Below are 12152 nucleotides of genomic sequence, written 5' to 3' on the forward strand. Positions count from 1 at the left end.
TAATACTTATATTTAGGGTTGCAAAGCCTTACGGCTAAAATAGATTCCATCACACTCTAAACAAGGTGTTATTTGCGTAGCATGATAAACATCGTAACTATGGTTACAATTCTTACATACTAATGTGCCCATGGCTATCCATTCGCCTACGTGATATATGCCATTGTGCTTAAAATCTTGGCTAAGTGAGTGCCACTCTAGCTGTGTTTTGTCTTCTATGTGCGAAAGCTCATACCATAATGATTCTTTAAGCTCTTGCCATGCAAGCGAATTATAGTGGGTTTCGTGCTCTTGCAAGTGTTCTAAATCGCGCATTAAGTAGTTACGATAAAGTTGATACTTTTCTTCTCCTAAATTTTTAAGTGCCTGCTCAGATTCAACAAATCGTTTTACCGCCTCTTTTAATTCATGATCTTTTACATCTTTTAACCAAAGCGTTAAATCGTTTAGCCATGTTTTGTAGTCAGCCATTTTCTTACTCCTGCAAATTTAGGGCATATTTAGATTTGTAGGTTGAACCTATTAGGGCTGTTAAATCAACCTTTAACCTATGCTTTTCAGCAACTAGCTTACAAAAGTATAGGTTAACCTGCACTGAAAGTTATAATTTAATAAAAGCGTGTTTATGGCGCTATAAATAGCGGTTTATTTGGGTTATCCTAGAGCTAATTTTTTATTAGTCGTAAGAAGTCTGGAACCGTAGATGCAAGAGCAATATAACCCTCAAAAAATAGAGTCAAAAATCCAACGTTACTGGGAAGAAAACAAAGTATTTAAAGTTACGGAAGATGAGAGCAAAGAAAAGTATTACTGCCTTTCTATGTTCCCCTACCCGAGCGGTCGACTCCATATGGGTCACGTGCGTAACTACACTATTGGTGACGTTGTATCTCGCTTTCAGCGCTTAAAAGGCAAAAACGTAATGCAACCTATGGGTTGGGATGCGTTTGGTTTACCTGCAGAAAACGCGGCTATTAAAAACAAAACAGCCCCTGCAAAATGGACCTACGAGAATATTGACTACATGCGTACCCAACTTAAGCAGTTAGGTTTTGGTTATGACTGGGATCGCGAAATTGCCACCTGTCATCCAGAATACTATAAATGGGAACAATGGTTTTTCACTAAGTTGTACGAAAAAGGCTTAGTGTACAAAAAAATGTCGACGGTTAACTGGGATCCGGTAGATCAAACTGTATTAGCTAACGAGCAAGTTATTGACGGTCGCGGTTGGCGTTCGGGCGCTGTGGTTGAGCAAAAAGAAATTCCACAGTGGTTTATTAAAATTACCGACTACGCACAAGAACTACTTGACGATTTAGACAAGTTAGAAGATTGGCCTGAACAAGTTAAAACCATGCAGCGCAACTGGATTGGTCGCTCTGAAGGGTGTGATATTGAATTTAAACGCACTGATAACAACGAAACATTTAGCGTTTATACCACGCGTCCAGATACCTTTATGGGTGTGACTTATGTAGCGGTTGCTGCAGGCCACCCAATTGCTAAAGAAGCGGCTAAAAATAGCGATTCTGTGGCACTGTTTGTTGAAGAATGTAAAAACAACAAAGTAAGTGAAGCCGACATGGCAACCATGGAGAAAAAAGGCATAGCAACTGGCTTTTTTGCTACTCACCCACTTACTGGTGAGCAAGTACCAATTTGGATCGCTAACTTTGTATTAATGCATTACGGCTCAGGCGCGGTAATGGCAGTGCCTGCACACGACCAACGTGACTTTGAATTTGCAACAGCCTACGGCCTTTATATTAAACAAGTGATTGCGCCAGTTACGGGCTCTGACCTTGAAGTAAACCTAAACAAAGAAGCGTTTACCGATAAAGGTGTATTGGTTAACTCGGGTGAATTTGACGGCCTTGATTTTGACGCGGCATTTAATGCCATTGCCGATAAGTTAGAAGCCTTGGGTGTGGGCGAGCGTAAAGTAAACTTCCGCCTGCGTGATTGGGGCGTAAGCCGCCAACGTTATTGGGGTTCACCAATTCCAATGCTTAGCGACGAAGACGGTAACGAACTTGCAGCAACCGACGATATGCTGCCAGTACGCTTACCAGAGGACGTAGTAATGAATGGCGTTACATCGCCAATCAAAGCTGATCCTAACTGGGCAAAAACCACCATGAATGGCGCACCAGCGTTTCATGAAACCGATACCTTTGACACCTTTATGGAATCGTCTTGGTATTACGCTCGTTACTGTAGCCCACGTCATGACGAAGGCATGCTAGACCCAGCAGCGGCTAACTATTGGTTACCAGTAAACCAATACATAGGTGGTATTGAACACGCTATTTTACATTTATTGTACTCGCGCTTTTTCCATAAACTATTACGCGACTTTGGTTTAGTTGATTCAGACGAGCCATTTGACCGCTTACTTTGTCAAGGTATGGTATTAGCCGAAACGTTTTATCGTAAAGATGAAAAAGGGGCTGACATTTGGATTTCGCCAAGCGACGTAAATACCGAAACAGACGACAAAGGCCGCGTAACTAAAGCATGGCATAAAGTTGATGGTAACCCGGTGTTTTCATCTGGCATGAGCAAAATGTCAAAATCGAAAAATAACGGTATTGACCCACAGCATGTTATTGCACAATACGGCGCCGACACTGTACGTTTATTTATGATGTTTACAGCACCACCAGAGCAAACGCTAGAATGGTCTGACGCGGGTGTTGAAGGTGCACATCGCTTCTTAAAACGTGTGTGGAAATACGCGGTTGATGTTAAAACAGTTGGTTTTCAACCACTCAATAAAACAGCATTAAATAACGAGCAAAAAGTACTGCGTCGCGATTTACACAAAGCAATTGCTAAAGTGAGTGATGATGTTGAACGTCGTCAAACCTTTAATACTGCTATTGCGGCAATTATGGAGCTGTCTAATAAATTATTAAAAGCACCGTTAAATAGTAAGCAAGATGTAGCGATAGCTAACGAAGCGCTTGAAGCAATGCTTATTATGCTTGCACCTATTACGCCGCATTTGTCGCACCAATTATGGCAAGAGCTAGGTAAAGAAGGCGATATAGTTAACGCTTCATGGCCAGAGGTTGATCAGTCGGCTTTGGTTGAAGATGAAAAGTTAATTATTATTCAAGTTAACGGAAAACTACGCGCTAAACTAACCGTTGCAGCCGATGCCACAAAAGAGCAAGTAGAAGCACTCGCTTTTGAACAAGCAAGCGTAACTAAATACACTGACGGTGTTACCGTTCGTAAAGTTATTTACGTACCGGGTAAACTGCTTAATGTGGTAGCTAATTAATATGGCCGCTTTTAACGCCATTAAAAACGGACTAGCCTTAGTGCTAGTCTGTTTTTTATTAACTAGCTGTGGCTTTCATTTAAAAAAAGCCTCTAGCTTGCCAGACGATCTAAAACAAATAACCCTCATTGGCGACGATGAAAAGTCAGCGTTATTTAGCGCCTTAAAAAGTGAGCTTATTGCCAGTGACGTTAAACTAGTTGCGGCTAGTAAAAAGTCGGCACAGCTTTATTTATTTAAAGATCAGCTTGAACGTCAAACCTTGTCGTTGTTTCAAAATGGCCAAGTAGCAGAATACGAACTTACTTACAGTGTTGCGTTTGTGATCAATCGTCCTAATGCTGAGCCAATAGAAAAGCGCTTTGAGTTATATCGTAATTATCAAGACGATCCTGACAATGCATTAGCCAAAGCAAAAGAGCTTGCACTCCTTATTAGCGAAATACGCCAACAAGCTAGTCGTCGTATTCTTAGAGAGTTGTCGCAACTATAATGCGCTGTTACGCTAATCAATTACCGAGTGAACTAAAAAAAGGCTTAAAACCCTTTTACTTAGTGTTTGGTGAAGAGCCTTTTCAAGAAGCGCAATGTGTACAACAAATTCGCGCAATTGCTAAAGAGCAAGGCTTTGATGAAGTAATTAAATTTACTTTAATGCAAGGTTTTGATTGGCAAGAAATTATAGCTCAATATCAAAGTATGTCGCTGTTTAGCGCCCGCACTATTATTGAGCTTGATTTAAACCAGCAAAAGCCAGGAATTATTGGCAGCAACACGTTTAAAAAAATTATTGAGCTAATAAACCCCGATACCATTTTAATTATTAAAGGCGCTAAAGCCAGCCAAGACGTACAACGCAGTGCTTGGTTTAAAGCGCTTGATAAACACGGTTTATTTGTACCTTGCTATCCGCTTACCGGTACGCATGTAAAGCGTTGGTTAGATGAGCAATGCCAGCGTTTATCTCTTAATATGCAAAATGAGGCAAAGCTGAGTTTAATTAGCGCCACTGAAGGTAATTTACTGGCGTGTTTTCAAGAACTCGAAAAACTCTCATTACTACACGCCAATGCGCTCATTACACAACAATTAGTAATGCAAGGGCTATTAAATCAAGCCAAGTTTGATATTTTTGATTTAAGCGACGCACTATTAAACGGCCAAGCTAAACAAGCAATAAAAGTGCTGAATAAACTGGCCAGCGATAACACCGAAGTGGTGAGTATTTTATGGGCAATAACCAAGGAGCTTAACACCTTAATTGATGTGCAAATTGGTTTACTTAATGGCGAGCCCATTGCTAATTTATTTAAGCAAAAAGCAATATGGAAAAACCAACAAGCGCCAGTACAAAGTGCTATAAACAGGTTAAGTATTCATACCCTTGAGCAAATTAGCTCTGAGCTTGCAATATTTGACGCCAGCTACAAACAAGGTAACTTAATTGCGCCCTATCAAGCACTCGCGCATATTTGTATTAAGTTTTGCCAACCGCTGAATATTTCGCTGCCATGTCATCCTGTTAATTAAAATGCAGAATTTAACATGATCGCAATTTTTGGTGGCACTTTCGACCCCGTTCATTTGGGGCACATTAATATGGCAAAGCAATGCGTAAATGCACTTAACTTAAATACGTTGTACTTTATGCCTTGCGCACTGCCCGCCCACAAAATGGCTCCTGGCATTAGCACCGAGCACCGAGTAGCTATGCTCAATGCAGCAATTGCGCCTTACCCTTTTTTTCAACTCGATTTAAGAGAGTTGCACCGCACTGGGCCTTCTTATTCTTTATTGAGTTTACAAGAATTAAGAGCACAGCATCCAAACACGCCAATTGTGTTTTTAATTGGCATGGACTCGTTTAATAACCTCGATAAATGGTATCAGTGGCAAGCAATCACGCAACTTTGCCATATTGTGGTGTATCAACGCCCTGGGCAGCAATGTGCTGTTAGTGGCCATTTACAGCATTATATGCAACAAGCGCAAGTTAATAATGCAAAAACCCTTTCACATACGGTTGCCGGTAAACTTTATTTTTTACCCGGTGAAATGCTCGATGCAGCATCGAGTAATATTCGCCAACAACTTAAAAATACTAATAAAAAGAATGAACTATTACCCGATGCAGTGAGTCTGTATATAGAGCGCCATGCGCTTTACCAAAATGATGATAATACTAATTAACCTTGACAAGTGAATACTCTGCAAGAGTCATTGGTATAAAACCCCTAGCATGTTAAAATGCACGCTATTAAATTTAAAATTGAGACAAAACCTTGGATTCGAAACAACTACTCGCTTTTGCAATAGATAAAATTGAAGATATGAAAGCACGCGATGTGATTCATATTGACGTAACAGCAACATCAGACATTACAGACTACATGGTTGTATGCTCTGGCACATCTAAACGTCATGTTCTGTCAATTGCTGATAATTTAGCAAAAGAGGCTCGCCACGCAGGTGAAGAACCTTTAGGTTATGAAGGCCAAAGCGACGGTGAATGGGCATTGGTTGATTTAGGTGATGTGGTTGTACACGTGATGCAAAACGAAGCACGTAGCTATTACGATCTAGAAAAACTGTGGGGCTAGTAATAAACACCCACTTATTTTAGACAGGCTTGGAAGTAACACGTGAAAATACAAATGATTGCCGTTGGTACAAAAATGCCAGCTTGGGTAGAAACCGGATTTACAGAGTATCAACGTCGTTTTGCTAAAGATATGGCACTTGAACTGATTGAAATCCCAGCCGGAAAACGTGGTAAAAATGCAGATATAAAACGCATTTTACATATTGAAGGTGAAAAAACCTTAGCAGCTATTCCTAAAGGCAACCGTATTGTTACTCTAGAAGTAACAGGTAAACCACTTGATACCCACGAACTTGCTAAAAACATGGAAAAATGGCAACTCGATGGCCGCGATGTAAGTTTACTTATTGGCGGTCCTGAAGGACTTGCACCAGAGTGTATTGCTGCCTCTGAGCAAAAATGGTCGTTATCTAACTTAACTTTACCGCACCCTTTGGTGCGTATTATTGTTGCTGAAAGCCTATACAGAGGCTGGAGCTTAAATAACAACCATCCTTATCATCGCGAGTAATCCTTGCCATGTTAAAACAAAGACCCACTATTCGCGACCATTCAGCAGAGGCAAACTTATTTGCACGGCGTGCGTTTGTGGGTTTTATTTTTATATTAGCTCTAATTGCTATTTTACTCTCGAATTTATATAAAATTCAGGTAGATGATCATCAAAACTACCAAACTCGCTCCAACGACAACCGTATTAAAGTTATTCCAATTGCGCCTAACCGAGGTTTAATTTACGACCGCAATGGCGTATTACTTGCCGAAAACAAACCCGTTTATAATCTTGAGGTTATTCCTGAAGATGTTGCAGACCTGCCGCTATCGCTTGAACAAGTAAGTAAAATAATAACCATAAGCGAGCAAGAAAAAACCGACTTTTTAGACGATATAAAACATACGCGGCGTTTTAAAAGCCAAGTACTAAAAGCACGTTTAGATGAAACAGAAGTTGCTAAATTTTCAGTAAACCAACATAAATTTCCGGGCTTTAGTATTGAAGCTCGCCTCGCCCGCTATTATCCGTTTGGCGATACCCTTACCCATGCACTGGGCTATGTGGCTAAATTAAACAGAAAAGAGCTAAATAAATTAACTCAAGAAGATCAAGCTACAAATTATCGCGCCACTCACGACATTGGCAAACTCGGCATCGAAAAGTATTACGAAGAACTCTTGCATGGCCAAGTGGGCTCGCAGCATGTTGAAGTTAATAATCGCGGTAGAATAATTCGCACTTTAAGCATGCTCCCCCCGCAACCAGGGAGCGACTTAGTACTCACACTCGATATTGGTTTACAGCAAATTGCCCAACATGCGCTTAAAGATATGCGTGGTGCTATTGTCGTTATGGACGCTAAAGATGGCGGTGTACTTGCGCTTTATTCTAACCCTAGTTACGACCCTAATTTATTTGTGCACGGCATAAGCAGCAAAAACTATAAAGCCTTACTAAACCCAGACCGCCCGTTAATTAATCGTGCAACTCAAGGTCGTTATGCACCTGCCTCTACTGTAAAACCACATATGGCTATTTTAGCCCTAGAAGAGAATATAGTCAGCGAAAGTACTTCTATGTGGGATCCTGGTTTTTTTCAAATTCCAAATGTAGAGCATAAATGGCGCGACTGGAAACGTTGGGGTCATGGTCATGTTGATGTATACAAAGCAATTGAAGAGTCGTGCGATACCTATTTTTACGATGCAGCTTATCGCTTAGGTATTACTAAAATAAGTAACTTTATGTCGCGTTTTGGCTTTGGTGAACTCTCTGGTATTGATATTCATGAAGAAACTACGGCAATACTGCCCTCAAAAGAGTGGAAAGAAAATCGCTTTAAAGAGTCATGGTGGCGTGGTGACACTATTTCTGTAGGCATAGGCCAAGGCTATTGGACCGCCACTCCAATTCAGATTGCAAATGCGACAAACATTTTAGTAAACCGTGGTATTAACCATCCGCCACATTTAGTGCAAGTGGTTAAAAAAGATAACGACATTATACAAATCAATAATGAAGAAAAGCCCCCTGTAATATTAAAAAACCCTCATCATTGGCAAATTGCTTTAGATGCAATGCACAACACAGTAAAAAAAGTATCGGGTACTGCGCATAAAGCATTTAAAGGGACTAATTATGACTCTGCTGGTAAAACGGGCACAGCACAAATAGTAAGTATTGCTCAAGGCGAACGCTACGATGCTGATGCGTTAAAAGAGCGACAACGCGACAACACTATTTATATTGGTTTTGCACCGTATAACGATCCCAAAATTGTAGTGTCTGTAATATTAGAAAATAACCATGGTGGTGTGCAAATTGCTCGGCAACTTATGGATTACTACTTTGCAGCCAACCCCGTTAATCTTGCAAGGAATAACATCCCATGACCGCTTTGCACGATAAACGCTCAATTTGGATGCGCCTACATATAGACTTACCCTTATTTATTGCGCTGCTAATAATGATGGTCGGTAGTATCACTATTGTGTACAGCGCCAGTGGCCAAGATAACGCCATGATGATCCGCCATATTACGCGTATGGCCGGTGCAATTGTAGCTATGTTCGTATTAGCGCAGCTATCTCCTGCTACTTTAAAGCGCTTAGTTATACCGCTTTATTGCTTAGGGCTATTAATGCTAGTTGGAGTGTTATTATTTGGAGTGAGTTCTAAAGGTGCTCAGCGCTGGCTAGACTTAGGTATCACTCGCTTTCAACCATCTGAATTAATGAAGCTTGCAGTCCCCATGATGGTTGCTTGGTATATAGGACGTAATCACTTACCCCCTCGCCCACTGCATTTAATTATTGGTTTTGTAATTATGATGCTACCGACGCTACTAATTAAAGAGCAGCCCGACTTAGGCACTTCTATATTAATTGCCAGCTCAGGTGTTTTTGTATTGTTTTTATCGGGTTTGAGCTGGCGTTTAATTGGTTTTTTAAGCTCTATAGTAGCACTCGCTGCATGGCCTTTTTGGCACTATGGTATGCACGATTATCAAAAGCAACGAGTACTTACTTTTTTAGATCCTGAAAGCGACCCGCTTGGCTCTGGCTATCATATTATTCAGTCTAAAATTGCGATTGGCTCTGGTGGCATTGAAGGTAAAGGTTGGTTACAGGGTACGCAATCGCAACTTGAATTTTTACCAGAGCGCCATACAGACTTTATATTTTCGGTGTTAAGTGAGGAATTTGGCTTATTTGGGGTGTGTATTTTACTCAGTTTATATTTATTTATTATTGGCCGCGGTTTATACATTGCCGTTAATGCACAAGATGCCTTTGGCAAGTTATTAGCTGGCTCACTTACACTGACATTTTTTGTTTATGTGTTTGTAAATATAGGCATGGTATCGGGTTTATTACCCGTTGTAGGTGTACCGCTTCCACTAATAAGTTATGGTGGTACGTCTATGGTGACGCTGATGGCCAGTTTTGGCATTATTATGTCTATTGCAACTGATAAAAGGATGCTTTTAAAATAATGCAATTTTATACTCGATTTTTTACTATCAGCTTTGTCCTAATACTTTTAAGTGCTTGTAGTAGCTCAAATAACACCCCAAGCAGTCGCTACAGCATGCGCCATGATGCTGCACCATTACGTGCGCCTACCACATTAGAAATGCAAGACGCTGTAGTGGTTAAAGTTACTAAAAGTGCCAGCGCAAGCCGGCCTTATACCGTATTAGGTAAAAGTTATACACCTATGCTTGACGAGACTGGTTATGCAGAGGAAGGCATTGCATCGTGGTACGGCCGTAAATTTCATGGTTATCATACTTCAAATGGCGAAATATACGATATGTTTGCCATGACCGCCGCTCATAAAACACTGCCCTTACCTAGCTTTGTAAAAGTAACAAATACCAGTAATAATAAATCTGTCATTGTGCGCGTAAATGACCGTGGCCCATTTCATGAAGATAGAGTGATTGATTTATCCTACGCAGCCGCATACAAACTAGGTTATTACACTCATGGTACAGCCAAGGTTAAGCTTGAAGCAGTTACGCTTGATAATTCGACTGCGCATTTAACCTATATTCAGGTAGCAGCAGGTAGTACACTAGCAAATATTGAAGCATTGGCTAGTCGTTTACGCCTCGATTATAAATTACCCACTAATATCGTGCAAAAAGACGATATTTTCAGGTTACATTTAGGGCCAATTAAAGACGCCCAGCATGCACAGCAAGTATTAACACAATTAAAACAAAACCAATTTAAAAACGCGTTCTTGCTTTACACTCAGTAAGACTAATACCCAAACCACCCTAAGATGCAGAATTCAGCGTTGCACTGGGACTTAATATCTAGGCGTTACTTTGCTGAAATGGTAATCCCTTTTAAAAAGTAACAACACAGAGAGTAAGCTCCAGTGAAACGCCCTGGAGGTTGGTTTAAAAACGATTTATACTGCGTTATTGATTTGAACAATAGAGTGACTATTATTTGTAATCAATGCCTTGCCTAAATCGTTTTTAATTCCAACGACGCCCGCATCTAGGGGTAGTTTGGGTATGTGAATGGGCTAACGCAAATCTTTAACTTTAACCATTAATGAGTATGATGAAATCTATTAAACATAAAATTCTCAACGGGGTATGCGGCCTAGTTTGTTCTGCCGCCGTATTTTCAGCCACCGCACAAATTATTCCAGCACCTCCTCAAGTTAATGCTAAAGGTTATTTTTTAGTAGACTTTACAACTGGTAAAGTTATTGCCCAAGGTGAAGCTGATACAAAGTTAGCACCTGCTAGTTTAACTAAAATGATGACCAGTTATGTTATAGGCACAGAAGTTAAAGCCGGTAATATTGCACCTACCGACATGGTTACGGTTAGCGAAAAAGCATGGGCTAAAAACTTTCCAGAATCATCTAAAATGTTTATTGAAGTAGGTAAACAAATTAGCGTTGATGACCTAAACCACGGAATAATTATTCAATCAGGTAACGATGCCTGCGTTGCTATGGCAGAGCACATTGCCGGTAGCGAAAGCGCTTTTGCTGATTTAATGAACGCCCACGCTGCAAAATTAGGCATGAGCAACACTCACTTTATTAATAGCCACGGCCTTGATACCGACGCGCACTATACAACACCGCGTGATATGGCAACACTTGGCGGCGCACTTATTCGCGATGTACCCGATGAGTACGCACTTTATAAGAAAAAGTCATTTACTTATAACGGCATTAAACAATACAACCGCAACTCATTATTATGGGATGAAAGCCTAGACGTAGACGGTATTAAAACCGGCCATACATCAGATGCAGGCTACAGCTTAGTAACCTCTGCAACTAAAAACGATATGCGTTTAATTGCTGTTGTTATGGGTACTTCAAGCGAGCGCGCACGTAAAGAAGAAAGCAAAAAGTTACTTAACTATGGCTTTCGCTTTTATGAAACAATTACACCGTACAAAGCGGGCGATAGCTTTGCAGAACAACGTATTTGGATGGGTAATAAAGAAAATGTTTCTTTAGGTATTTTAGAAGATACCCCTATCACTATTCCACGTGGTCAGCATAAAAATTTAAAAGCGAACTTTAAATTAGATAACACGCTTGAAGCGCCATTAGCTAAAGGCACTAAAGTAGGTACTTTATTTTTACAACTAGAAGGCGAAGATATTGCACAATATCCGCTAGTTACACTTGAAGAAGTGGAAGAAGGTAGCTTCTTTAGTAAAATTTATGACTACTTACGTTTACAGATTATGCAATAGCCGCATAAAACAATATTAACGCCTCTGCTATGAGGCGTTTTTTTTTGCTTGAAAAATGCTAGAATGCGCCCCATATAAGTCAATTATGTTGAGTTGTAACTTTTTTGGCACAGCCAAACAAGCTTAACTCAGATTGCCATTAGCCCAATAGTATTAAGCTTAGGGTTTGCCACTTAGCAAAATTAAGCCAACACTTTTTTGTATGAGGAGTCACTGTCGTGGTTCAACCAGTTAAAGATACTAAATTTGATGAGTATTTAGAGTTCCCTTGCCCGTTTACATTTAAAATAATGGGTTTAGCCAATGTAAACTTAACGGATCAAATTTTAGCTAAGTTACAAGTTATTGCACCTGGCGACTATGCCCCAAAAGTAAAACCAAGTAGCAAAGGTAATTACGAATCAGTTTCGCTTGTTGCAACCGTTACTAGTGGCGCTCATATTGAAGAAATTTATAACGTGATCAGTAATCTAGATGACGTACGCCACATGCTTTAAGCCATAATTGAGATTTGTT

The 12152-nt window shown here is 40.3% G+C and carries 12 protein-coding genes; 11 read left to right on the forward strand and 1 reads right to left on the reverse strand.

The features are described from left to right. Positions 1–12 precede the first annotated feature (12 nt). Positions 13–471: a zinc ribbon-containing protein gene (locus tag I6F41_RS13130; RefSeq protein WP_011327721.1), complete on the reverse strand. Its 459-nt coding sequence runs from the start codon at positions 469–471 to the stop codon at positions 13–15. Positions 472–703: 232 nt separating this feature from the next. On the opposite strand from I6F41_RS13130, the gene leuS reads away from it, so the two are divergent. From leuS to ybeD, 11 genes are all read left to right on the forward strand, one after another. After that, a complete protein-coding gene (leuS, locus tag I6F41_RS13135) occupies positions 704–3292 on the forward strand; it encodes a leucine--tRNA ligase (RefSeq protein WP_197108636.1) in 2589 nt (862 codons plus the stop codon). 1 nt (position 3293) lies between these two features. After that, positions 3294–3785: an LPS-assembly lipoprotein LptE gene (locus I6F41_RS13140; RefSeq protein ID WP_011327719.1), complete on the forward strand. Its 492-nt coding sequence runs from the start codon at positions 3294–3296 to the stop codon at positions 3783–3785. Further along, complete coding sequence (holA, locus tag I6F41_RS13145; RefSeq protein ID WP_011327718.1) at positions 3785–4822, forward strand: DNA polymerase III subunit delta; 1038 nt, start codon at positions 3785–3787, stop codon at positions 4820–4822. The genes I6F41_RS13140 and holA overlap by 1 nt, the downstream gene beginning before the upstream one ends. Positions 4823–4837: 15 nt before the next feature. Further along, the gene (gene nadD / locus I6F41_RS13150; RefSeq protein ID WP_041454377.1) at positions 4838–5482 is read left to right on the forward strand and encodes a nicotinate-nucleotide adenylyltransferase; all 645 of its coding nucleotides are present in this window, start codon (positions 4838–4840) and stop codon (positions 5480–5482) included. A gap of 92 nt (positions 5483–5574) precedes the next feature. Beyond that, a complete protein-coding gene (rsfS, locus tag I6F41_RS13155; protein ID WP_011327716.1) occupies positions 5575–5892 on the forward strand; it encodes a ribosome silencing factor in 318 nt (105 codons plus the stop codon). Positions 5893–5934: 42 nt separating this feature from the next. Beyond that, positions 5935–6405, forward strand: coding sequence for a 23S rRNA (pseudouridine(1915)-N(3))-methyltransferase RlmH (gene rlmH / locus I6F41_RS13160; RefSeq protein ID WP_058372938.1), 471 nt, complete (start codon positions 5935–5937; stop codon positions 6403–6405). Positions 6406–6413: 8 nt separating this feature from the next. Further along, positions 6414–8282, forward strand: coding sequence for a penicillin-binding protein 2 (mrdA, locus tag I6F41_RS13165; RefSeq protein ID WP_011327714.1), 1869 nt, complete (start codon positions 6414–6416; stop codon positions 8280–8282). Further along, positions 8279–9385 carry a rod shape-determining protein RodA gene (rodA, locus tag I6F41_RS13170; RefSeq protein WP_089367968.1) on the forward strand — a complete coding sequence of 369 codons (1107 nt, stop codon included), beginning with the start codon at positions 8279–8281 and terminating at the stop codon, positions 9383–9385. The genes mrdA and rodA overlap by 4 nt, the downstream gene beginning before the upstream one ends. After that, entirely contained in the window at positions 9385–10158 is a 774-nt protein-coding gene (locus I6F41_RS13175; RefSeq protein WP_041454376.1) for a septal ring lytic transglycosylase RlpA family protein, read from the forward strand. The genes rodA and I6F41_RS13175 overlap by 1 nt, the downstream gene beginning before the upstream one ends. Positions 10159–10472: 314 nt before the next feature. After that, complete coding sequence (locus I6F41_RS13180; RefSeq protein ID WP_011327711.1) at positions 10473–11636, forward strand: serine hydrolase; 1164 nt, start codon at positions 10473–10475, stop codon at positions 11634–11636. A gap of 218 nt (positions 11637–11854) precedes the next feature. Then, the gene (gene ybeD / locus I6F41_RS13185; RefSeq protein ID WP_011327710.1) at positions 11855–12133 is read left to right on the forward strand and encodes a DUF493 family protein YbeD; all 279 of its coding nucleotides are present in this window, start codon (positions 11855–11857) and stop codon (positions 12131–12133) included. The last annotated feature ends 19 nt before the right edge of the window (positions 12134–12152 follow it).

Source organism: Pseudoalteromonas sp. SCQQ13 (assembly GCF_015864415.1).
In the GTDB taxonomy this organism is placed as follows: Bacteria; Pseudomonadota; Gammaproteobacteria; order Enterobacterales; family Alteromonadaceae; genus Pseudoalteromonas; species Pseudoalteromonas nigrifaciens.